19 protein-coding genes, 1 tRNA gene and 1 riboswitch are annotated in these 22,260 nt (G+C 52.7%); of the genes, 3 read left to right on the top strand and 17 right to left on the bottom strand.

The annotated features are described in order from the left end of the window. Positions 1-196: 196 nt before the first annotated feature. From AC6RNO_RS17880 to lonB, 4 genes are all read right to left on the bottom strand, one after another. A complete protein-coding gene (locus AC6RNO_RS17880) occupies positions 197-784 on the bottom strand; it encodes a non-ribosomal peptide synthetase module (protein ID WP_474680457.1) in 588 nt (195 codons plus the stop codon). 232 nt (positions 785-1,016) lie between these two features. Further along, positions 1,017-1,637 (bottom strand): ribosome biogenesis GTP-binding protein YihA/YsxC, encoded by a 621-nt coding sequence (gene yihA / locus AC6RNO_RS17885; protein WP_474680458.1) that lies wholly within the window; start codon positions 1,635-1,637, stop codon positions 1,017-1,019. 19 nt (positions 1,638-1,656) lie between these two features. Beyond that, complete coding sequence (gene lon / locus AC6RNO_RS17890; protein WP_474680459.1) at positions 1,657-4,005, bottom strand: endopeptidase La; 2,349 nt, start codon at positions 4,003-4,005, stop codon at positions 1,657-1,659. A gap of 167 nt (positions 4,006-4,172) precedes the next feature. Next, positions 4,173-5,891: an ATP-dependent protease LonB gene (gene lonB, locus AC6RNO_RS17895; protein WP_474680702.1), complete on the bottom strand. Its 1,719-nt coding sequence runs from the start codon at positions 5,889-5,891 to the stop codon at positions 4,173-4,175. A 172-nt stretch (positions 5,892-6,063) separates the two neighbouring features. Here lonB and AC6RNO_RS17900 point away from each other — a divergent pair, with 172 nt between their 5' ends. Then, on the top strand, positions 6,064-6,735 hold the full coding sequence (locus tag AC6RNO_RS17900; RefSeq protein WP_474680460.1) for an N-acetylmuramoyl-L-alanine amidase family protein: 672 nt from the start codon (positions 6,064-6,066) through the stop codon (positions 6,733-6,735). Here the strand turns inward: AC6RNO_RS17900 and AC6RNO_RS17905 are convergent. From AC6RNO_RS17905 to AC6RNO_RS17930, 6 genes are all read right to left on the bottom strand, one after another. Next, on the bottom strand, positions 6,732-7,550 hold the full coding sequence (locus AC6RNO_RS17905) for a divergent polysaccharide deacetylase family protein (protein WP_474680703.1): 819 nt from the start codon (positions 7,548-7,550) through the stop codon (positions 6,732-6,734). The genes AC6RNO_RS17900 and AC6RNO_RS17905 overlap by 4 nt on opposite strands. Before the next feature lie 818 nt (positions 7,551-8,368). Further along, positions 8,369-9,466, bottom strand: coding sequence for a flavodoxin-dependent (E)-4-hydroxy-3-methylbut-2-enyl-diphosphate synthase (gene ispG, locus AC6RNO_RS17910; protein ID WP_474680461.1), 1,098 nt, complete (start codon positions 9,464-9,466; stop codon positions 8,369-8,371). A 95-nt stretch (positions 9,467-9,561) separates the two neighbouring features. Continuing rightward, on the bottom strand, positions 9,562-10,827 hold the full coding sequence (clpX, locus tag AC6RNO_RS17915) for an ATP-dependent protease ATP-binding subunit ClpX (protein WP_474680462.1): 1,266 nt from the start codon (positions 10,825-10,827) through the stop codon (positions 9,562-9,564). 12 nt (positions 10,828-10,839) lie between these two features. Then, on the bottom strand, positions 10,840-11,430 hold the full coding sequence (gene clpP, locus AC6RNO_RS17920) for an ATP-dependent Clp endopeptidase proteolytic subunit ClpP (RefSeq protein ID WP_474680463.1): 591 nt from the start codon (positions 11,428-11,430) through the stop codon (positions 10,840-10,842). Positions 11,431-11,682: 252 nt separating this feature from the next. Beyond that, positions 11,683-12,984 (bottom strand): trigger factor, encoded by a 1,302-nt coding sequence (gene tig, locus AC6RNO_RS17925; protein WP_497106248.1) that lies wholly within the window; start codon positions 12,982-12,984, stop codon positions 11,683-11,685. Between the two features lie 141 nt (positions 12,985-13,125). Further along, positions 13,126-14,022, bottom strand: a complete 897-nt coding sequence (locus tag AC6RNO_RS17930; protein WP_488434619.1) for a HEAT repeat domain-containing protein — start codon at positions 14,020-14,022, stop codon at positions 13,126-13,128. Positions 14,023-14,258: 236 nt separating this feature from the next. On the opposite strand from AC6RNO_RS17930, the gene AC6RNO_RS17935 reads away from it, so the two are divergent. Then, positions 14,259-14,332 (top strand) — tRNA-Arg (locus AC6RNO_RS17935). 130 nt (positions 14,333-14,462) lie between these two features. Here AC6RNO_RS17935 and AC6RNO_RS17940 read toward each other — a convergent pair. From AC6RNO_RS17940 to AC6RNO_RS17955, 4 genes are all read right to left on the bottom strand, one after another. Continuing rightward, positions 14,463-14,831: a (2Fe-2S) ferredoxin domain-containing protein gene (locus AC6RNO_RS17940; protein ID WP_474680466.1), complete on the bottom strand. Its 369-nt coding sequence runs from the start codon at positions 14,829-14,831 to the stop codon at positions 14,463-14,465. A 1,192-nt stretch (positions 14,832-16,023) separates the two neighbouring features. Next, a riboswitch (cobalamin riboswitch) is annotated at positions 16,024-16,223 on the bottom strand. Positions 16,224-16,389: 166 nt separating this feature from the next. Continuing rightward, entirely contained in the window at positions 16,390-16,521 is a 132-nt protein-coding gene (locus AC6RNO_RS17945) for a hypothetical protein (protein ID WP_474680467.1), read from the bottom strand. A 151-nt stretch (positions 16,522-16,672) separates the two neighbouring features. Continuing rightward, positions 16,673-16,786 carry a DUF4023 family protein gene (locus AC6RNO_RS17950; protein WP_474680468.1) on the bottom strand — a complete coding sequence of 38 codons (114 nt, stop codon included), beginning with the start codon at positions 16,784-16,786 and terminating at the stop codon, positions 16,673-16,675. Between the two features lie 46 nt (positions 16,787-16,832). Next, a complete protein-coding gene (locus tag AC6RNO_RS17955; RefSeq protein ID WP_474680469.1) occupies positions 16,833-17,189 on the bottom strand; it encodes a hypothetical protein in 357 nt (118 codons plus the stop codon). Positions 17,190-17,364: 175 nt separating this feature from the next. On the opposite strand from AC6RNO_RS17955, the gene asnB reads away from it, so the two are divergent. Further along, positions 17,365-19,209: an asparagine synthase (glutamine-hydrolyzing) gene (gene asnB, locus AC6RNO_RS17960; protein ID WP_474680470.1), complete on the top strand. Its 1,845-nt coding sequence runs from the start codon at positions 17,365-17,367 to the stop codon at positions 19,207-19,209. A 72-nt stretch (positions 19,210-19,281) separates the two neighbouring features. Here asnB and AC6RNO_RS17965 read toward each other — a convergent pair whose 3' ends face one another. The 3 genes from AC6RNO_RS17965 to AC6RNO_RS17975 form a co-directional block, all read right to left on the bottom strand. After that, the gene (locus AC6RNO_RS17965; RefSeq protein ID WP_474680471.1) at positions 19,282-19,923 is read right to left on the bottom strand and encodes an XTP/dITP diphosphatase; all 642 of its coding nucleotides are present in this window, start codon (positions 19,921-19,923) and stop codon (positions 19,282-19,284) included. Continuing rightward, a complete protein-coding gene (gene rph, locus AC6RNO_RS17970; protein WP_474680472.1) occupies positions 19,907-20,668 on the bottom strand; it encodes a ribonuclease PH in 762 nt (253 codons plus the stop codon). Before rph ends, AC6RNO_RS17965 begins: the two co-directional genes overlap by 17 nt. A gap of 228 nt (positions 20,669-20,896) precedes the next feature. Then, entirely contained in the window at positions 20,897-21,946 is a 1,050-nt protein-coding gene (locus tag AC6RNO_RS17975; protein WP_497106249.1) for a GerMN domain-containing protein, read from the bottom strand. Between the last annotated feature and the right edge of the window lie 314 nt (positions 21,947-22,260).

Here is a 22,260-nt window from a genome sequence, read left to right on the forward strand (position 1 = left end):
ATGTCCTGAGTGAATCCTGGTTCCTATATTGTTTGTCAACGAAAATAAAAATACCATCTATCGTCCAGAAATGCAATAGTTTTTTTTTGACAAATTATTTTATGCGTTTTGATGCGGTATTTGCCGGCTGCAGCAACAAAAAAGACCCTTTTGTAAAGGGCCTTTATACGCTTGTTTATTCATGTATGGAAATTTATTAAGCCTCTAACGTAAACAAACGATGTGTCAGCTGCTCGAGGCGTTCGTCGATTTGCTTGCGGATTTCCTGCTCCTGCACCGTATTGCGCAGATCCAGGAAATGATTGATTTCGTGGTAGATGTTCTCGATTTCCCGCTCTACTTCTTTTTTGTGGAACAACTGCTCCAACCGGCCGAGCGTATCTTTAAATTCGTAAATAACCGTAGCCAATTGGTCCTTTTGTTCAACAATTTTGACGACCGTGCCGCGCTCATAATAATAAACCATCGTGTAGCCGGTATAAATCCGGTTCACAATCGCGCTTCCCTTGAACTCGGATACCGCTTTGCGCATTAAATTAGCCAGCAAAGTATTGCTCAATCTACAGGATCCCGTACATTCATATAGGCCCGATTTCCGCTCAAACGACAGGACGATCTCCTGACCCGCTCCATCCTGGAACACAACCTCCTGGTTGCCGTTTTCCAGAACTTTGACTTGCAAAGTCACTTGATGATCCACGAACATTTGAAAAAACTTGAACATCTCGGCTTCTGTTAACTGGAGGCAGGTTTTGACATATTCAGTCGCTAACCTTTGTGCCATAAAAATCCCTCGATTCTTTGTTTTCAAGCCATTGGTGTTGCCTTGTTTAATATTATACTACATGAGGGATTAATATTCCTGCGTTCTTTTCATGGAATTTAGCCAAAAATCTGAAAAAATCGAAATAAAGCCGGAATGCCATCGGGTTATCACTAATAAAACTCGCTATCCCTGCGGCTTTTTCCGAGTTCTCTCCTTAATTTACAATAAAAAATCAATTTTTTTCGTAAAATCAGGAACGTTCCTCCGCTTGCTCGGATAAGCCTTCATACCCGATATGCCGTTCCAGAACGGACCACAGTTCGTCTTTGCCCAGGCCAAGCTCGGAGGAAAACAGCAGCGGCTGCTCGCCCTTGCCCATGCCTAACGTCTCTCTGACGATCTTAGCGTGTTTCTGCCACTGGCTTTTCGAAATTTTATCGGCTTTGGTCGCGACAACGAAAACAGGCACCTCATGATGCCTCAGCCATTCATACATGGCCTGATCGTCCTTCGTCGGCGGATGCCGCAAATCGATGAGCTGCATGACCAGCTTTAGCTGCTCTCTGCCCAATAAATAGCTTTCGATAAATTTGCCCCACCGCTCCCGCTCGGTTTTCGATACTTTCGCATAACCGTATCCGGGAAGATCGACAAAATATAAGTCCTGATTGATCCGGTAATAATTCAATGTTTGGGTTTTGCCCGGCTGCGAGCTGGTTCTGGCCAAATTTTTACGTCCGATCATCCGGTTGATGAGCGACGATTTCCCGACATTAGAACGCCCTGCCAGAGCAATTTCCGGCAAGGCATCCTGTGGGTATTGGCCAGGTCCGACCGCGCTGATTACGAACTCAGCTTGATTGACCTTCATGTTTGTTCACTACTTTCCGTTATGATCCGACCGGTGCGGCCGGCTTGCCGCCTACCAGCGCATGCTCCAGCACCTGATCCATATGGCTTACCGGGAAAAAGGTGATTTCGCTGCGGACGCTCTCGGGAATCTCTACGATATCCTTCTCGTTATCCTGCGGTAAAACGATCGTACGAATGCCTGCGCGGTGCGCGGCAAGCGCCTTTTCCTTCAATCCGCCGATCGGCAGCACTCTGCCGCGCAGCGTAATTTCGCCGGTCATCGCCACTTGGCGGGACACCGGAATGTTCGTCAGCGCCGAGATAAGCGCCGTTCCCATCGTAATTCCTGCGGACGGTCCGTCCTTCGGAATTGCGCCTTCCGGGATATGAATGTGTATATCGTTCTTCTCGTGAAAATCCGGCGCAATGCCGAAATGCTCCGCGCGGCTGCGCGTATAGCTGAAGGCGGCCTGAGCGGACTCCTTCATCACATCGCCGAGCTTGCCTGTCAGCGTCAGCTTGCCCGTTCCCGGCATCACCGTCACTTCAATGACGAGCGTATCGCCGCCTACTTCCGTCCAGGCAAGGCCTGTCACGGCGCCAATCTGGTCCTTCTCCTCCGCCATGTTGTAGCGGAATTTGGCAGGGCCGAGAAAATCTTTCAAGTTGTCATCGGTTACGTGAACCGTCTCGGACGAGTTGGAAACGATCTGTTTGGCCGCTTTGCGGCACATGCTCGCGACCTGCTGCTCAAGGTTCCGCACGCCCGATTCGCGCGTATATTCGCGGACCATTTTCATCAGAGCCGTTTCATCGACGGCCAGCTGCTCCTCCTGCAAGCCATGATCCTTCTTCTGCTTGGGCAGCAAATACCGCTTTGCAATTTGCAGCTTCTCGATTTCCGTGTAGCCCGGGATGTAAAGCACTTCCATCCTATCCAGAAGCGGCCGGGGAATATTGTGCACGGCGTTGGCGGTAGTCACAAACATGACGCTGGACAGATCGAACGGTACTTCAATGAAATGATCGCTAAAAGTGCTGTTCTGCTCGGGATCGAGTACTTCGAGCAGCGCCGAAGCCGGGTCGCCGCGGAAGTCCATCGCCATTTTATCAATTTCGTCCAGCAAAAATACCGGATTGTTCGAGCCGGCATTTTTCATCCCTTGGATGATGCGCCCCGGCATGGCGCCGACATAAGTGCGGCGATGGCCGCGGATTTCCGCTTCATCGCGGACGCCGCCGAGCGAAATTCGGATGAACTGGCGGTTCATCGATCTGGCTATGGAACGCGCGATGGAGGTTTTCCCTACCCCCGGAGGACCGACCAGACAAAGAATGGGGCCCTTCAGCTTTTGGACCAGCTTCTGTACGGCCAAATATTCAAGCACCCGTTCTTTGGGCTTCTCCAGCCCGTAATGATCCTCATCCAGGATCGCTTCGGCTTTGGCGATATCAAGGTCGTCCTCGGTTCTTTTCGACCAAGGCAGGCTGAGCAGCCAATCGATATAGTTGCGGATCACTCCGCCTTCCGCGGAAGTGGACGGCATTTTTTCCAGCCGTTCGATTTCCTTCTCAACCTTCTCTCTAACCTTCTCCGGCAGCTCGGCTTCGCTGAGCTGGTTGCGCAGCTCATCGGCCTCGCCGGCCCGGCCTTCCTTGTCGCCAAGCTCTTTCTGGATCGCTTTCATCTGCTCGCGAAGGTAATATTCCTTCTGCGTCTTCTCCATCTGCTTCTTGACGCGCTGGCTGATTTTGCGTTCGAGTTCGAGCACTTCCCGCTCGTTATTCAAAATGTTCAGCATTTTCTCCAGCCGCTCGCGCACATCGACCGTTTCCAAAATGTCCTGCTTGTCTTTTATTTTCAGGGACAAGTGGCTGCATATGACATCGGCCAGCCGGCCGGGCTCGTCAATATCGGAAACCGCCGCAAGCGTTTCGGGCGTCACCTTTTTCGAAAGGTTGATGTAATGCTCGAACTGGTTAAGCACCGTCCGCATCAAAGCGTCGATCTCAGGGTCGGTGACTTCCTGCTCCGGCAGCTCTCTGACCGTGACTTCGTAGTACTCGTCATTTGCGAGGTACTCGCTGATTTCGGCGCGCAGCACGCCTTCGACCAGAACGCGGATCGTCCCGTTGGGCAGCTTCAGCATTTGCCGGACTCTGGCGATCGTGCCTACGCGGTAAATATCCTCCTTGGAGGGTTCTTCTATGTTGATCTCAGACTGGGAGCAGAGGAGAATCATGCTGTCATCGACCATTGCCCGCTCCAGGGCTTTCACCGATTTCTCCCGTCCCACGTCCAGATGTAGCACCATACTCGGATAGACTAACAATCCCCTTAAAGGCAATAGCGGCAGTCTGCGCACTTTGTTTTTACCGGGTCCCATCCTCTGCACCTCCTAGAAATTGTATCCCTTTATCGCTTTTACATTTTATCAAAACTGCAAGCAAAACACCAATCGGCAACCTGACATTTTGCGTCAAGTCTTCTAGGAGTCTGGCGGGCGGAGTTACTTTTGTGCATAGCGGGGTACGCGATTCACCCGCCAGACTCCTAGGAATCGATCGTATTTGGCGATTTGGCATGCAGAATCGGCAGGGAGGAAGCGGAGATCGAGCGTTCCGGAGATAGCGGCATCGGGATGACGTTATCCTGCAGCTCGATGCCGAGAGCGATTTTCAGCACTTCTTCGATCGATTCCACCGCCGTCACTTCAACGCCCGGGAGATCGGCGAACATTTCCTGCCAGTTTTCCTTAGGAATGATCACTTTTGTCGCTCCGGCCTGAAAAGCCGCCTCCACTTTGGCTACGACACCTCCTACGGGCTTCACTTTGCCGTGGATGCTCATTTCGCCCGTCATCGCGAGCTTGTTGTCGACCGGAACTTTATGTATGGCCGACGCAATCGCCGTCGCCATTGAAACGCCGGCCGAAGGGCCGTCGATCGGAACGCCGCCCGGAAAATTGATATGCAGATCGTAATCGGCCGTGTTCATCCCGAGCTTGCGGAGCACGGTCAGCACGTTCTCGACGGAGCCGCGGGCCATGCTTTTTCGGCGAATGGTGCGGGAGCCTCCGCCCATTTCTTCTTCGTCGACAACGCCCGTAATATTGAATTTCCCGGCACCGGCGGACGCGGTCGGGATCGCAATCACTTCAATTTCCAGCAGCGTTCCCTGATTCGGGCCGTACACGGCAAGCCCGTTGACGAAACCGATTTGCGGCTGCTGCGGTACTTTCTTTTCCGGCCGGGGCGGGATTTGCGAGCTGTTCACCACCCACTCGATGTCGGCGGCTGCAATTCCGCTTCTCTTCTCGGTCAGCGCAATGCCCGCGGCCAGTTGAATGACGTTGACGGCTTCCCTGCCGTTCGTGGCGTATTTCTTCACGACATTAACCGCTGCCGGACTTTCTTGAAAACCGATCTTTTGCAGCGCTTTTTCGGCAATTTCACCGATTTCTTCGGGAAGCAGCGGGCGGAAATAAATTTCCAGACACCGCGAGCGTATGGCCGGCGGAATTTCGCTAGGCGTGCGTGTCGTAGCCCCGACCAGGCGGAAATCGGCAGGCAGCCCATTTTGGAAAATATCGTGGATATAGTTGGGAATATTCGTATCTTCCGAACTGTAATAGGCGCTTTCGAGAAATACTTTGCGGTCTTCCAGCACCTTTAATAATTTGTTCATTTGAATCGGATGCAATTCGCCGATTTCATCGATAAACAGGATGCCGCCGTGCGCTTTCGTCACAGCGCCCGGTTTGGGCTGCGGAATGCCGGCTACGCCCATAGCTCCCGCTCCTTGATAAATCGGATCATGCACCGAACCGATCAGCGGATCGGCGATGCCCCGCTCGTCAAAACGCGCTGTCGTTGCGTCAATCTCAGTAAATTTGGAATCATGCCGGAAAGGGGATTCCTGATTTTTTTTGGCTTCTTCCAGAACGACCCGCGCCGCGGCCGTTTTGCCGACGCCCGGAGGGCCGTAAATGATGACGTGCTGCGGATTTGGCCCGCACAGCGCGGCTTTCAGAGCTTTGAGCCCCTCTTTTTGCCCGACGATATCCTGCATGGAGGACGGTCTCGTTTTCTCGGACAACGGCTTTGTCAGCGATATGGAGCGGAGCTTTCTCAGCTTCTCCAGTTCCTTCTTGGATTCTCTATCGACAGCAGAACGGTTCGTCTGCTGATTGCGCAGCAAATTCCAAAAATACAGTCCGATCACAACGGCGAAAAAAACTTGAATTACCATGAGAATAATACTTAAACTCATCATACATAACCTCCCAAATTTGAAAATGGCCATCGTACCAGCACCCTATCCCCATTATTCCCGAGGCGCAAGCAGGTTAATCCAAACTATGCAAACTTTTGCAGGATGAATGATCGTCTTCATTCGGAAGAAGGATAAAGGGGAGAGATTGATGTAAAAAGGATGTGGCGTCATGAAGCTAGGTTCGGCTGTCATTATGCTGTTATTAAGCCTTTGTCTCGGAGGTGCAGACGCTCACGCGGATAACCCGCTCCTGCCGAATGCCGATGTGCTGCTCGATGTCGGACACGGCGGTATCGACAGCGGGGCCTTGTATGGAAAATACCAGGAAAAAGACCTGAATCTCGCCATTTCGAAAAAAACGTATAAGCTGTTAAAAAAGAAAGGCTACCGGGTTATCATAAACCGCAATACGGACTACGCCTTAAGCGAGGACAATCATTGGTCGTACGGAGGAAGGCACCGCAAAGACTTGGCGCAGCGCGCGGGGATCGCCAATGCCATTCGTCCCAAAATGATGCTCAGCATGCACATTAACTGGTCGGGCAAATCGGACCGGCGAGGGCCGCTCGTCATTTATCAAAATCAATCGGAAAGCATTCTGCTCGCCAATTTGCTGCAGCATTCCCTGAACCGGCTGTACGGAACCCATGAGCTTCCCGTGCCGGGCAAAAAATATTTCGTTCTCCGCTACACCAAATGTCCGACAGTCATCGTGGAGATGGGATTTATTTCGAATAAAACCGACCGGAAGCTGCTGAACGACTCCCATCATCAAGCTCGCATCGCGGAAGCGATCAGCAGCGCGGTCCAGCAATATTTTGCCATGATCCATCCGCGTTAACGCGCCGGCATTTTGACGATTTGGGAGATCGTAACAAATGTCGCCTCTTTCTGAATCGAGGGAATCGCTTCTTGAATGACTTGCGCGGTTTTTTTGCCGGGCGGCCCTACATGGCCGATTGCTATACATTGCTCTTGCTGCTGCAGGAGCTTTTTGAATCTGGCCATTTGCTTGCTGATGTGGCCGTACGTATAAGTATCGTCGAAAAACAGCTGGTTTTCCGCATACGGAACTCCCATTTCCGCGGCCAGCTTCGTCATCACGCTTTTGTGGGAAGTTCGGCTGTCGAGCAGGAACAAGCCTCTTTCCCTGCATACCTCGACGACGATTTTCATGACGCGTTCGTCCGACGTAGCTCTCGAGCCCATATGGTTGTTGATGCCGACCGCATAAGGAACGTCGTCGATCGCCGCTATTACGCGCTTGCGGATCTCCTCGTTGGACAGATCGGTTGTGATCGCTCCCGGCCCGAGCCAGCTCGGCTTGCCTGACACAGGCTCCATAGGAAGGTGTAGAATGACCTCGTGGCCTTTTTCGTGTGCCAGTTCGGCATCCTGCTTAGTCGTCCGCAAAAAAGGCATGACGGCGATCGTGAGCGGAATCGGCATGCTCATCATTTGTTCGGTGCCGTCCATGCCGTTGCCGAAATCGTCGATGACGATTGCAACCCGCTTGCCGGACGGCACGGCAGGCAGCTGCAGCGGCGCAGCCGGATCGGCCGAAGCGGCCGACGGGTACGGAAGCAGGAGCAGGCACGCGCCAATAAGCAGCGGGAGCGCCAGTTTGCCGATGCGTTGTAATTGAATCCTGATCATCATTCATTCTCCTTATTATTTTTCGCCAAAAATTAGCATAGAAAGCAAATGCTTTCCAGATTCATTCATTATGCTTCCGGTTGCGGCATAATATTCGCGACAAAAAAGACGCTGCCCAAATGGCGGATGCATCGCGGCGTTCAGCCGCGGGCTTCGCCCTTGCTGCGCGCATGTGAAACATCGCTCGCCCATTGCGGGAGGCGGTCTTTCGTCGCAAAGCTCGCTTACTATGGCGCGAGGTTGACCGCTGTTGTGCTGCTCTCGCCCCGCGGTGAGCGCTGATCGCGCGGTGCGAAAGCGTTACCGGCCCCGTGCGATGAGTGCTGATGGCGTGGTGCAAACACGTCGGCAGTTTCGTATGGTAAAAAAACCTGCAAAAGTGCATCTTTTTGCTCACGTATGCGCCTGGCACGATGAATTCCTGCAAATCTGCAGTTTTTTAACCCTGAAACTTGAGTTATGCCCGTCATGACCAAATATTCCTGCACTATCGCAGGCTTTTTCGCCAAACTGGCCATTTCCGCAGAAAAAACCTGCACTTTTACAGTTTTGCAGGGTGACAAGCTAGTTTAAGACGGTGTGCGGCGGCATGCTATTTGGTGGGAGCGAATACTATTTGGCGGGTTTTCCAGACACTTGTGATGGAACTGGCGAGAATGATCGAGGCTATTCAAAACTTCTGGCAGGTGGGGAGCTGAAGGGCTGGCAAGGCTGCTGTTTGGCAGGCTGCGCTCTCACAGGTGCTGCCGCGGCCTGCAAAAAGCAAAAAAGCCGTTCAGGCCCTTTGCTGCACCTTAAACGGCTTCTTCACATTTCTGTTAGTGTTTGCGTCCCGGTATGACTCCGGTTTTTTCGTATGCATCGACAATTGAATCGATTTCCTTTTTCAGCTCGTTCAGCAGATCTGCTTCCGGGACTTTGCGGATCATTTCGCCGTAGCGGAACAGCAAGCCTTCTCCGCGCGCGCCGGCAATGCCGATATCGGCTTCGCGGGCTTCTCCCGGCCCGTTAACCGCGCAGCCGAGCACGGACACTTTGATCGGCACCTTGATCCGGGAAATGTAGTCCTCCACCTCATTCGCAATGGAGAACAGGTCGATGTCCAACCGGCCGCAGGTCGGGCAGGACACCAGCGTAGCGGCGTTCGTAATGAGGCCGAACGTCTTCAGCAGTTCGCGGGCCACCTTCACTTCTTCCACAGGGTCCGTACTGAGTGAAATGCGCACCGTGTTGCCGATGCCCATGTTCAAGAGCGCTCCGATACCCGCGGCGCTCTTGACGGAGCCGGTAAACAGCGTGCCTGCCTCGGTAATCCCGAGATGCAGCGGATAGTTGAAGGCTTGGGCAGCTTTGGAGTAAGCGGCGATCGCCATCGGCACGTCCGAAGCTTTGAGCGATACGATAATATCGTGGAAATCGAGTTCTTCCAGGATATTGATATGGAACAGCGCGCTTTCCACCATCGCTTCAGGGGTAGGATAGCCGTATTTCTCCAGCAGATGATTCTCCAGTGAGCCTGCGTTAACTCCGATGCGGATAGGAATGCCGCGCTCCTTGCACGCTTTTACGACAGCTTCCACTTTCTCGCGGCGTCCGATATTTCCCGGATTGATCCGGACTTTATCAATGCCGTTTTCGATCGCCATAAGCGCCAGACGGTAATCGAAATGAATATCCGCCACCAGAGGGATATGAATCTGCTTTTTGATCTCCTTGATAGCTTCCGCAGCTTCCTTGTTGTTGACCGTTACACGAACAATCTGGCAGCCGGCTTCTTCCAAACGGAGAATTTCGGCTACAGTCGCTTTCACATCCGCAGTTTTCGTCGTACACATACTTTGAATAATGACTTCATTGCTGCCGCCGATCGTCAAATCCCCGACCCGAACAGCTCTCGTCTCTTTTCTGTGAAACATCCTGGTTTCTCTCCCCATGACACCAAACATCCTCCGCTCCAATTTCCTGACGGAAACCGGATTGGAGGCTGTAGGATTGAATGTGAAATTGTGGGTTACGCGCTTTCTTCCTTCTTTTTGCCGGCCGACTGGCCGTCTTTGGTCGTCAGAACAGGCGCAAGCTTGTTTTGCACCGTTTCTTTCGTCACCTTGCAGGTAGAAATGTCAGTTCTCGAAGGCACCTCGAACATCACGTCGAGCATGATGCTCTCGATAATCGCCCGCAAGCCGCGCGCGCCGGTGTTGCGCTTGATCGCTTCTTTGGCGATAGCGTCAAGCGCATCCGCCTCGAATTCCAGTGCGACATTATCCATATCGAGCATTTTTTGATATTGCTTCACGAGAGCGTTCTTCGGCTCGGAAAGAATGCGCACCAAAGCTTCTTCGTCCAGCGGCTCCAAAGTGGAAATGACCGGAAGGCGCCCTACGAACTCGGGAATCAACCCGAATTTAAGCAAGTCCTCAGGAAGCACCATGGACAAATATTCGCCCGGTTTCAGATCGACTTTGCCGCCGTCCGTACTGAAGCCGATCACTTTTTTACCGATTCTGCGCTTGATGATTTGCTCCAGGCCGTCGAAAGCGCCGCCGCAAATAAACAGAATGTTGGTCGTATCGATTTGGATGAATTCTTGATGCGGGTGTTTGCGTCCGCCTTGCGGAGGAACAGAAGCAACCGTACCTTCCAAGATTTTGAGCAGCGCCTGCTGTACGCCTTCGCCGGATACGTCTCTTGTAATCGACGGGTTTTCCGATTTGCGCGCCACTTTATCGATTTCATCGATGTAAATGATGCCGCGCTCGGCTTTCTCCACATCGTAATCGGCCGCTTGAATCAGCTTGAGCAAAATGTTTTCCACGTCTTCGCCCACGTAGCCCGCTTCCGTCAAAGAAGTCGCGTCGGCGATGGCGAACGGAACGTTCAAAATTTTGGCAAGCGTCTGTGCAAGCAGCGTTTTACCGCTTCCTGTCGGTCCTAAAAGGACGATATTACTTTTTTGCAGTTCCACATCTTCAAGCTTGTTTTGCGAATTAATCCGTTTGTAATGGTTGTAAACGGCTACAGCCAGCGACTTTTTCGCCTGCTCCTGGCCGATCACGTATTGATCCAAAATGGCGCGGATTTCTTTCGGCTTGGGAACGTCTTTCAGATCCAGCTCTTCCTCGTGGCCCAGCTCTTCTTCAACAATCTCCGTGCAAAGCTCTATACATTCATCGCAAATGTAGACTCCCGGACCGGCAACAAGCTTGCGAACTTGGTCTTGGGATTTCCCGCAAAAGGAACATTTGAGTTGGCCTTTTTCATCGTTAAATTTAAACATGGGATCACTCCTTTATTTCAAGTCGTTTCGAGTGATAACCTCGTCGATTAACCCGTATGCCTTCGCTTCTTCAGCGCTCATAAAGTTATCGCGATCGGTGTCTCTTTCGATCTTTTCAAGCGGCTGTCCCGTACGCTCCACGTATATCTGGTTGAGCTTTTGCTTCGTTTTGATAATCCAATCCGCATGGATTTTGATATCAGTCGCTTGACCTCTGACGCCACCGAGCGGCTGGTGAATCATGACTTCCGCATTAGGCAGCGCGAATCGCTTGCCTTTGGCCCCTGCCGTCAGCAGCAAAGACCCCATGCTTGCCGCCATTCCCACGCAAATGGTGGACACGTCCGGCTTGATGAACTGCATGGTATCGAAGATACCCATCCCTGCCGTTACGGATCCTCCCGGGGAATTGATATATAGGTGGATATCCTTCTCAGCATCCTGAGCGGATAAAAAGAGCAGCTGGGCAATGACCAAATTAGCAACATCGTCATCGATCGCACTGCCGATGAAAATGATGCGGTCCTTGAGCAGACGCGAATAAATGTCGTAAGACCTTTCGCCACGACTCTCTTGTTCCACTACCATAGGAATAAGACTCATTGTACCAACTCCTTAACGGCAATTGCCATGTTTCACCCTTTACGGGATTTTCACCGGAGAAGAGAACGGCATACGACAGGCCCTCTTTTTCCAGCTTTAGTCACTAGTTTAACACGTTTGCGCAGCAAAGTCATTTTTTCGGGCAATGCCTGCGCCGCCGGACAATTCGCGCGCAATCGGGCAATAATCCGAGGTAAAATAGGGTAAAAGAAAGGCACGCCAACATTACGTACGTGCCTTTACTTACCTTATTTACACTGCTGCGGAAACATTCTTGCTATTTTCAAGCAGGAAATCTACGGTTTTTCTTACAACGAGGTCGTTCTTCAAACCGTCCAGGCTTCCGTTGGAAGCAAAGAGGGTGCGAAGCTCTTCAGCAGATCTTTGGTAAGATTGCGCGTATTTTTCCAGTTCCGAGTCAATTTCCTCTTCCGATACGGTCATATTTTCTGCCGCCGCGATCGCTTCCAGAACGAGATTGTTGCGGACGCGCTTCTCGGCGTCTTCTCTCATTTGATCTTTCAGCACGCTTTCGTTTTGGCCGGAGAACTGGTAGTAGATCTCAAGCGTCATGCCTTGCGAGCGGAGACGTCTTTCGAACTCTTTTACCATAACGTCAAGCTCGGCTTCAACCATTGCCGCCGGAATTTCCACTTCCGCGTTAGCAGCCGCCTTTTCGACAACCGCCGTTTCTTTTGCAGCCGCAGCATCGTTTTCTTTACGCTCTTGAAGACGTTTTTTCGTGTCTTCCTTGTATTCGTCAAGCGTATCGAACTCGCTTACGTCTTTGGCAAACTCATCGTCGAGCTCAGGCAGGTTTTTGCGTTTGATCTCGTGAATTTTCACTTTAAACACAGCCTCTTTGCCTTTCAGCTCTTCGGAATGGTAGTTCTCAGGGAACGTTACGTTAACTTCCTTCTCTTCGTCTTTGGCCAGACCAACCAGTTGATCCTCAAAGCCCGGGATGAAGCTGCCCGATCCAAGCTCAAGGGAATATTTCTCCGCTTTGCCGCCTTGGAACGCTTCGCCGTCAACGAATCCTTCGAAGTCGAGAACAACAACGTCGCCGTTTGCTGCTTGTCCTTCTTCAAGAACGACAAGTTCCGCATGGCGCTGCTGCAGACGCTTCAGCTCTTCGTTCACTTCTTCGTCCGTAACGTTGGCGTCGGAAACTTCAACTTCGAGTCCTTTGTAATCGCCCAGAGTTACTTCCGGTTTAACGGTTACTTTCGCTTTGAACTTCAAAGCCTGGCCTTTGCCGAATTGTTCAACGTCCACTTCAGGACGGTCGACCGGATCGATGCCCGCTTCTTCAACCGCTTGCACGTATGCCTCTGGCAAAATGATATCCAGAGCGTCTTGGTACAAGCTTTCCACGCCAAATTTAGCTTCAAAGATGGAACGAGGCACTTTGCCTTTGCGGAAGCCCGGAACGTTCACTTTCGCGGATACTTTTTTGAATGCTTTATCAAGTGCATCTGCGACGCGCTCTGCGCCAACTTCCACTTCAAGAACGCCTACGTTCTTCTCTATTTTTTCCCAACTTGCTTTCATTTTATGCCTTCCCCTCCAAAAATGTACCATGACATATTTTCACGTTCTGGCGAGTGAAGCGACAACTCTAACACCTCTACTTGCCATTATAACCATTCTATTATAACATATTACTTTTTCATTTCAAGGCGCGCTTTAGAACTAAGATTGCTCCGGGGTCATGAACTCCAAATACTTGCGGAGCGCGGCGTAAGCTTGCTTCCAGGAAAGGTGCATGGAATCCGTGATGCCGTACATTTCCCGATGCTCTTCATGGTCGGCGGAACCGAACAATTTCTCCTGCAGCACGGCGTGCAGAGCCGAGGCCCAAATATCGACGATGCCCTCTTCCTGCGCGAGCAGACCGCTGTAGAGGGGGGTTCCGTACGCGTAGGCGAGAAATTCCTGCCAAGTCCGCTCGGCAAAAAAAGCGAAGTCCGGCTGATTCCTTTCGCTGGTGTCCGCGATTCTGCGGATCATGTCGCGTATTTGAGCCGGGAATTCCTCGGCGCACAGCGGCGTCTCCTCGATCTCGACGAAAACGTGCTTCCCGTTTTTGAACAGGTGTATCGCCCCGCTCTCGCCCATGTGCTTCAGAGCCTGCAGCGCCTTGAATTGCAGGATCGGATGGCGCGGCGCGTCCCGCAGCCATTCCCGGACCGCAGCGGCGGCCTCCGGATGTTTCACAAAACCGAGCTGCTCCAGCGCAGCCAGCTGCTGTTCGAGCGTCCCCTTGCGCAGCATGCGCAAAAGCTTGTCGACGAAAGCGGTGTCGACGGACGCCTTCTCCTCGACGTACTGGCGAAGCATTTCCTCCTCCGTCGTCTCCTGCTCCTCTTCCGGCGAAAGCGCCCCGGGAATCACCGCATTCGGCATCATCGTTTGCAGCCAGCTCAGCAGCGCTTCCCACTGTTCCGCCTTGCGGTCGCCGTCCCGCGGAAATCTCAGCAAAAAAGACAGCAGCTCCACAGCTTCGCCATACTGCTCTCTTTGCAAAAATCGGGTCAGCTCTTCCTCGTAAAACTGCTCCGTTTTCGGGAAAAGGACCACGTTATTCAAAAATTGCCCGGCTATTTTCATCACCTCAAAAACGATCTGGAAGTCTGGCGGGCGAACTCGGCAAACACAAAAGCAGCTCCAACCGCCGGACTCCTCGATGGTGTCAGTGTACTTGATTGCGATGCGGATTGCAAAATAAACTTTTCATTCGGGGGTTGACTTGAACGAAAACCATATGATAATATAACTCTTGCTTCGCCAAAAACGGATTGAAACCGCAGGCGATTCACGTATGTGTCCCAGTAGCTCAGCAGGATAGAGCATACGCCTTCTAAGCGTACGGTCGGGGGTTCGAATCCCTCCTGGGACGTCCTTTAAATGAAAGAGGCCGCGAGATTTCGCGGTCTTTTTTGCCGTCTATCAAACTATAAAAAAAATCGCCCCGCAAGCGGCAGGGCAAAAACATATCCGATCGTCTTTGATGCGGATGGCGAAGCTTGTCACTTCGATTTGGCGCGATCGACGCCGGGGACGCTTGTTCCCGTTGGTGTGAAGCGATGCTCGTACGTATAAATCATATGTTCCTCAAGCGGCTTGCCGTCCAGCAAATGCTCGCGAACGAGCCGCCGGCCGGTTTCCGGCGTCATTTTTTGATACCATATGCCTTCAGGATACACCGTAACGACACAGGCATCCTCGCAGCGGCCGTTGCATCTCGTTCGCGTCGTATGTATAAGCCGCTCGGCGCCGAGCCTGGAAATCTCTTCGCGGATTGCCGCCGTCGTTTCGTCGCCCTGTTTGCGCAGGCACGAGCCGCCGTTGCAAATCAGAACATGATGCCTGACTGTCGATAAATCCCACGTTGTCATTTCAATCATCCTTTCAACCGAATTCAGGTAGAATGGCACATCCGCCATCAAAGCCGCCGTACAAGCGTGACTGGGCCTGTAAATAAGCTCTGACGCGCTCCCCGCTTCGACAATAACGCCTAATCGATAAATGCGATACGATCGCACAACGAGGCTCTTACGGCAATATCGCGGGAAAGAAAGCAATAGGCCGCTTCCTTCAGCAGCTCACTCGCCTTCACTGCATAATGGCGGTCGGTCGAGCACACGCGACTGAACGTAAACGTCCAAGGCAGAAAGGTTCGGCACAGATCAGCTCAGGATCCGGTACGAGCGCCCGGGAGATGCGGATGCGCCGCAATTGCCCGTTGCAATCACAACTGTTTGTCTCGATTTTAATAGTAATAATTACTATTGATTATCAATAACTTGCTGCAAGTTGTCAACCTTCTTTTCCGCATTTAAAAATTCCGCAATCCGGTTGGCCGCGGAAACCGACTAAATGTTCACATGCACAAAAAAAGCTTAAACGTTGAAAAACGCGCCCTCTAGGGCTGGTATGTCATCGGCAACCCGAAAAAGCCTGCAAAAGTACATCCTTTTGCTCGCCGATACGCTGGCAGCGAAAAATTCCTGCAAAAGTGCAGGCTTTTCGGTGGATACGCAAACTAAGAACCGTTTTAATCGAAAATTCCTGCACTTTCGCAGGCTTTTTCGCCAAAATGAACTATTTTCATAGAAAAAAACTGCACTTTCGCAGGTTTTCTCCATACCCGGCCATTTCGTACCCCCTTGTTAACCAGCCCAGCAAACCTGCGTGGGTGCCGCCGCCCAGCGGCATGGAGGGGCTTTTACACTTGCTAGCCAACCCAGCAAACCTGCGCGGGTACCTCCGCCGCCCAACGGCATGGAGGGGCTTTTACACTTGCTAGCCAACCCAGCAAACCTGCGCGGGTACCTCCGCCGCCCAACGGCATGGAGGGGCTTTTACACTTACTAGCCAGCCCAGCAAACCTGCGCGGGAGAGGCGCGCTGGGAACAATCGGCCGCATCCGGCCAGGCCAGGTCACTTCGCGTCACGCGCGGCTGCGTCCGCCATTTAGGCGCAAATCTAAAAAAGCGCCCTCCCCTTTAACCAAAAAGGGAAAGACGCCTATCCTCATGAATTGCCGATAGCTCATCTCACACCTTCCCTATCTCCCGTAGGTACCTAACAGTGCTGTGCAAATAGGCAGGTCTCCTGGCTTCAGTGTCATCGTCTGCAGCGGCCTTCCCGATCGGCTGTGCAATCAGTGGCTTTGTTGCTGCGACTCTCCTGTTTACAGTGGCGGGACCGCGCCGGCTTTGAACCGGACTTCCCTTTTAAGCTTGCCGGTGACCGCATAAGCGAACAGCTCATGACGAATATCGGACAAACACCCATTTCCGTTATGAAATTTTCAAGTCTAGCTGAAATTCTACTACCCATCTTACCGTATAGTGCGGAGGCGGACAACTAAATTTTACTTGGCAGCGCTTTCGCATTCACGAAAAAAACCGCCAACCCGTTCGGTTGCGGCTCTTCTGGATCTCCGTACGCTTATACGGACGGTCTGTTTGGCGGATGATGACCGGGCTCGGTCGAGTTCAGGTTTTCTTGAATCCGCTCGGACTGTTTGGAATGGTCTGCCGCGCTTTGCATTTTGGAGTTCATGCTTTTCCTTTTGCTCATGATGGCCTGCCTCCCGACGAATTGAGTAATTACAACTATAGTATGGGTCCGCGGCCGCTCAAGTATGCTGTAACTATCAGGTTATTGAAGAGCAGGTGCAAAAGCCCGCCGGGAACATATCCCGACAGGCTCTTGGTGGTGCCATCAGACGTCAGTGCTTGCGGTTCGGCAATTTGTCGCCGGGCCGTTTGTGGCCTTGAGTCCTTAAATTCTTCTCGGCTTTTCTCTGCTTGTCGTGCAGCTTGCTGATGAAATGGCTATCCATGAGCATTCGCCTCCTGAAGAAATAATGGCACTGCCTCTATAGAGTCTCACGCAAGCTCTAAATTTAAACGCATCGCCAGATTCAAAATAGCGCCTCTCGCCTCTGCGTTCGTTTTGATGTTTTCGTAAAGCTCTTCAAATTCAGCGCGCTTGCTGACGAACGTCGGTTCGCTTTTAATGGCCGTATGCGTCCAGTTGATCAGAACGTTCTCGGCATGCGTCAAATCGTTGTACGCCCGATGCAATCCGACGCGCTCCACAATTTCTTCCATTTCCGCTTGTCCGACTTCTTTGCCTTGCTCCTTCAGCTGGGCAATGCGTTTATCGGCTTGCTTGCTGATTTGCAGAAAATGTTCTCTCGCTGCCAAATAATCGATCTGGGCTTTGGAATGTTTCTTTTTCATCGGTCATCACCTTTATCGTTTAGTAACTAGTTTGATTTTATTTATTGTAACAGTCCTTGTAATAAAATACAAAACTGCCGAAATGCCGGGGCGCCTCCCGGGGGACAGACATTTTCCAAATGCCGTACGCATACCCTTTATCATCATGCTCTCTTAAGGAAAGGGATGAACGTCTATGTGCGGAATCACGGGATGGATCGATTGGCGGAAAGACCTGACTCAATACCCGTCCATTCTAGAAAATATGACGGAAACCATGAACCTGCGCGGACCGGATGCTTCCGGCACATGGATCTCGCAGCATTGCGCGCTTGGCCACCGCCGACTCAGCGTCATGGACCCGGAAAACGGAGCCCAGCCGATGATTCGGAAACAAGGCGACTACACGTACACGATCGTATATAACGGGGAGCTGTACAACGCTCCGGAGCTGACGCAAGAGCTCAAGGCCCGCGGCCACGTCTTTCACACCACTTGCGATACGGAAGTGCTGCTAGTTTCCTTTATCGAATGGGGGCGGGCTTGCGTCGACCGGCTCAACGGCATTTTTGCCTTCGCCGCCTGGAACGATCAGGAACAGACCCTATACTTGGTCAGAGACCGGCTCGGCGTAAAGCCGCTTTTTTATTCTCATCAGAACGAAGTTCTGCTGTTCGGGTCGGAGCCCAAAGCGATATTGGCTCACCCCGATTTTAAAGCGGAGGTCGGCGCCGAAGGCTTGGCGGAAATATTCGCCGTAGGCCCTGCCCGCACGCCGGGACACGGCATTTACCGGGGCATGGCGGAGCTGAAGCCCGGACACTGCGCCGTGTTTGACCGCAACGGCTTGTCCATACGGGCCTACTGGAAGCTGGAAAGCCAGCCGCATCCGGACGATGTCGATGCGACGGCGCTCCGCATCCGCGAGCTACTGAAAGATACCGCGGAACGCCAGCTCGTGTCGGACGTGCCGATTTGCACGCTGCTGTCCGGCGGGCTCGATTCCAGCGCGCTGACCGCTTTGGCCGCCGGCCGCTATAAGGAGAGCGGAAAAGGCGCCCTGCACACTTTTTCGGTAGATTATGTCGATAATGACAAACATTTTAAAGAGAGTGTCTTTCAGCCGAATGCGGATGCCCCGTGGATCAAAAGAATGGTTGAACATTTGGGCACCGTGCACCACGCCATCGAATTCGACACTCCCGAGCTCGTCGAATCGCTGAAAACCGCCGTCTTTGCTCGCGATACGCCGGGGATGGCCGATGTCGACGGTTCGCTGTATTTGTTTTGCCGCGAAATCAAAAAAGAAGCGACAGTCGCCATATCCGGCGAAGCTGCGGACGAAATTTTCGGCGGCTACCCCTGGTTTCACCGGGATGAAGCGCTGGAGGCCGGCACTTTCCCCTGGTCGCTCAAGCTGGCCAATCGCGTCGATCTGCTCGCCCCGGATCTGGTCGATTGGATCAAGCCTGCGGAATACGTAAGCAGCCGTTACCAGCAAGCTTTGGCCGAAGTGCCGCGGCTCGCCGGAGAAACGCAGCGGCAAAACCGGATGCGGGAAATGTCCTATTTGAACATCACCCGCTTCATGCCGACTTTGCTGGACCGCAAAGACCGCATGAGCATGGCCGTCGGGCTGGAAGTGCGGGTGCCGTTCTGCGATCACCGGCTGGTCGAATACGTATGGAATATTCCCTGGGAAATTAAAACGGCCGGAGACCGGGAAAAAGGCATTTTGCGCAAAGCGCTCAAAGGCGTTCTCCCCGATGACGTGCTCACCCGCAAAAAGAGCCCTTATCCGAAAACGCACAACCCGAACTATTTGGCGGCGGTAAGAAATTGGGTGCTCGACATCCTCGACGATACTTCGTCCCCGATTTTGCCGTTTATCGACGTGAAAAAAATCCGTGACCTGGCGAGATCCGAATCGACGGACTTCAATATCCCTTGGTTCGGCCAGCTGATGACCGGTCCGCAGCTTTTCGCCTATTTGGCGCAAGTGGACACCTGGCTGCGCACTTACAAAATATCGATCCGCTGATCGGCCGGCGGAAGAAGCGAAAAACCTGCTTAAATCCTTAGAACGGATAAGCAGGTTTGTTATTGTTTTTTCCTAATTCGCGGAAAGCTTGTCCAAAAAGATGCGAAGCGCCTTGGCTCTGTGGCTCATCCGGTTTTTTTCTTCGATCGTCAGCTCCGCCATCGTCTTGCCGAGAGCGGGAATGTAAAACAGCGGATCGTAGCCGAAACCGCCGCTGCCCCTGGGCTCGCCGATCATATAGCCGTCACAGCTCGCTTCGGCTTCAACGAGCTCGTTGCCGACCGGATCGATCAGCGCCAGGGCGCAGACGAAGGCAGCTTCGCTGAGCAGCTCCGGATGCCCGCTTTGGGCGGCGGGCTTGTCCGCCGGAGGAATGGCGCCAAGCTCCCGCAGCAGCTTGGCGTTGTTGTCGGCGTCCGCGGCATCCTCGCCGGCGAACCGGGCGGAGTACACCCCCGGCGCTCCGCCGAGAGCGGCTACGCACAGGCCGGAGTCGTCCGCCAGCACAGGCACATGCAAATGCGCGGATATGACCTGTGCTTTGATGCGCGCATTTTCCGCGAACGTGGAGCCGCTCTCCACGATGTCCGGCAAATCCGTGTAATCGGCCAAGCTGCGGACTTTGTACCCTTTTTGCCCGAACAGCTCGGCAAACTCCTTGACTTTTCCTTCGTTGCGCGTTGCGATAACGACAAATTTACTCTGCAGCTGCATGTTGCACCCCTCGTATGCGATCGCTGATCGGTCCGAGCACCCTGCGCTGCTCCTCGATCATCGTCCGAATGCCGGACTCCGCCAGTGCGAGCAGCTCATCCAGCTCTTGACGCGAAAACGGCGCCTCTTCGCCGGTTCCCTGAATTTCCACGAATTTGCCCTGCCCGGTCATCACGACGTTCATATCCACCTTCGCCTGGGAGTCCTCTTCATAGTTGAGATCCAGACGGGACGCGCTGCCGATGACGCCGACGCTGACGGACGCCAGAAAGTCGTTGATCGGGAACTTTGCCAAATGCTTATCCGTTGCCAGCTTATTGATCGCAAAAGCCATCGCCACGAACGCCCCCGTAATGGACGTCGTCCGCGTGCCGCCGTCCGCCTGGATGACGTCGCAATCCAGCGTGATCGAGCGTTCGCCAAGCGCCTCCAGGTTAACGACGGAACGCAGCGCGCGGCCGATAAGCCGTTGAATTTCCATCGTCCTTCCGCCCAGCTTGCCTTTGGCGGCTTCGCGCTGATTGCGCACCTGCGTAGCCCGCGGCAGCATGGAATATTCCGCCGTCACCCAGCCTTTGCCCTGCCCTTTCATAAAAGGAGGGACGCGCTCCTCGATGGTCGCCGTGCAGATGACTTTGGTATCTCCTACCTCGATCAGCACCGACCCTTCCGCATGTTTGTTATAGTGAGGGGTTATTTTCATTGGCCGTAATTCGTCATTTGTTCTTCCATTGATTCTCATCATGCAGTTCTCCTCCTGTGGGCTTCCGGTAGGAAGCTCTTCTTCCATATGCATCATTGTAATGTAGTGCAGCGCTTTTGTAAAAAAAATAGGGGATTTTCCCAACAATTTTCCGTTTTATTTCCATTTAAATGTGGAAAGTTACATTTTTTTGAATTTCGTAATCGAGAAGACCTCTAGCGCAGTCGCCCTTCGAACAAGCGGCCGCGTAGAGGTCGTGAGCCGGTCAGCCTACAGCTTCACCGGATTTACATGTGCTGGGCGTGATACGGGTTTACTGTAGTTTTGATTGTCGGTCGACGTAATTTTTACGGCGCCGTCCACTTTGATTTGCACCTTGCTGGCGCCCGTATTTTCCGTGAGCGAAAGGATCACCGACTGCAGCGCGTCTGCGGAAGCTTTTTGATCCGTACCGAGCAGCTTGTTGGAGAAATCGACTGTAATCAGCCCGTCGGATTTCGTTACGCTCTTCACTTCGGTCGTCGCGTTCATGACCGCGGTCAAGCCTTTTTTCTGATCCGGCCCTTTGATCAGCTGGTCGACAACCGCTTTGGCGACATCGTCGGTTCTTTTGACAAGGCGAGTAACAGGTACATAATATTTGTAATTTTGATCGTTTTGATTCATGAAATACAGCGTAACCGGAGTCGCCTGGCCGAAGTCGGCATCCCCCGCCTTCTCGATGTTGATGCCCATCAGACGCGACATCGGCGTATCCAGCGGCGTTTTGCCTTTCGGCATTTCTTTCAGTTCTTTGCCGTCCACGCGAAGCTGCACTTTTTCAACCGTCGGAAATCCGGTAAGCGTCCACGTGATTGCTTCCAAAATTTTGCGCTCATTCTGCTGGTCATAATTCAAAAACTCCTTGGAAAAGTCTACCACAGCCTGCTTCTTCTCCGCCTGCACATTAACTCCGAGCACCTTGGTACCTTTCGGAAGCAGCGCCTGAAATCCCGAAGGAAGCAAGCTCGCAACCGGGCCTCCGTCGACCATGTACTCCAGCGTTGTGCGGGCTACGGACTGCGTCTTCGGCAATCCCAGACTTACAGGCGCGACAAACCCTTTCGCGTCCTTCACATAAACCGTCATTTGCGACGAATTGTCCGCCGCCATATCGATCGTTACCGCTGACGAGGTTGTCTTGGCGTCTGTCTCCGCACCGGCTTGCGGAGGAGCATCGATGTCGCCTTTTTGCCCGGAGCCCCAAATCGAGCACCCCGTAGTCAGCAAGGCAATCACCCCCGCGATAGCGGCTGAACGAATCCAATTTTGATGTTTCATATGCTTGTTTCCTCCTTTAATGGTACGCAGTTTTGCAACTGCCTCTTCCCTCGCGTCTAACCTGTACTCTGCTTTCCGGTACTACTATGTATACGGGGCTTTGTCCGATTTATAACTACTTTTTGTCCAAGCAGGGACAAAGTTTATTGTCAGCGGGAGAAAACCGCCCTCTCTGCACATCTCTATACACGTACAAAAAACCTGGAAAATCAGATTACTGAAAAAATGAAGGGTTAGAGGAACCAGCGGGGGGACAGACGCTCTCTCCATGCCGTGCCTCTCCTGCACGGGTTGTGGAGCAAGGAAGGCGGTCT

This window comes from Paenibacillus sp. sgz302190 (assembly GCF_059820445.1).

What these genes read in the sequence shown, in the direction of transcription:
- AC6RNO_RS17880 (WP_474680457.1), bottom strand. Translation starts at nt 784, where the DNA reads ATGGCACAAAGGTTAGCGACTGAATATGTCAAAACCTGCCTCCAGTTA.
- yihA (WP_474680458.1), bottom strand. Translation starts at nt 1,637, where the DNA reads ATGAAGGTCAATCAAGCTGAGTTCGTAATCAGCGCGGTCGGACCTGGC.
- lon (WP_474680459.1), bottom strand. Translation starts at nt 4,005, where the DNA reads ATGGGACCCGGTAAAAACAAAGTGCGCAGACTGCCGCTATTGCCTTTA.
- lonB (WP_474680702.1), bottom strand. Translation starts at nt 5,891, where the DNA reads ATGAGTTTAAGTATTATTCTCATGGTAATTCAAGTTTTTTTCGCCGTT.
- AC6RNO_RS17900 (WP_474680460.1), top strand. Translation starts at nt 6,064, where the DNA reads ATGAAGCTAGGTTCGGCTGTCATTATGCTGTTATTAAGCCTTTGTCTC.
- AC6RNO_RS17905 (WP_474680703.1), bottom strand. Translation starts at nt 7,550, where the DNA reads ATGATCAGGATTCAATTACAACGCATCGGCAAACTGGCGCTCCCGCTG.
- ispG (WP_474680461.1), bottom strand. Translation starts at nt 9,466, where the DNA reads ATGTTTCACAGAAAAGAGACGAGAGCTGTTCGGGTCGGGGATTTGACG.
- clpX (WP_474680462.1), bottom strand. Translation starts at nt 10,827, where the DNA reads ATGTTTAAATTTAACGATGAAAAAGGCCAACTCAAATGTTCCTTTTGC.
- clpP (WP_474680463.1), bottom strand. Translation starts at nt 11,430, where the DNA reads ATGAGTCTTATTCCTATGGTAGTGGAACAAGAGAGTCGTGGCGAAAGG.
- tig (WP_497106248.1), bottom strand. Translation starts at nt 12,984, where the DNA reads ATGAAAGCAAGTTGGGAAAAAATAGAGAAGAACGTAGGCGTTCTTGAA.
- AC6RNO_RS17940 (WP_474680466.1), bottom strand. Translation starts at nt 14,831, where the DNA reads ATGACAACGTGGGATTTATCGACAGTCAGGCATCATGTTCTGATTTGC.
- AC6RNO_RS17945 (WP_474680467.1), bottom strand. Translation starts at nt 16,521, where the DNA reads ATGAGCAAAAGGAAAAGCATGAACTCCAAAATGCAAAGCGCGGCAGAC.
- AC6RNO_RS17950 (WP_474680468.1), bottom strand. Translation starts at nt 16,786, where the DNA reads ATGGATAGCCATTTCATCAGCAAGCTGCACGACAAGCAGAGAAAAGCC.
- AC6RNO_RS17955 (WP_474680469.1), bottom strand. Translation starts at nt 17,189, where the DNA reads ATGAAAAAGAAACATTCCAAAGCCCAGATCGATTATTTGGCAGCGAGA.
- asnB (WP_474680470.1), top strand. Translation starts at nt 17,365, where the DNA reads ATGTGCGGAATCACGGGATGGATCGATTGGCGGAAAGACCTGACTCAA.
- AC6RNO_RS17965 (WP_474680471.1), bottom strand. Translation starts at nt 19,923, where the DNA reads ATGCAGCTGCAGAGTAAATTTGTCGTTATCGCAACGCGCAACGAAGGA.
- rph (WP_474680472.1), bottom strand. Translation starts at nt 20,668, where the DNA reads ATGATGAGAATCAATGGAAGAACAAATGACGAATTACGGCCAATGAAA.
- AC6RNO_RS17975 (WP_497106249.1), bottom strand. Translation starts at nt 21,946, where the DNA reads ATGAAACATCAAAATTGGATTCGTTCAGCCGCTATCGCGGGGGTGATT.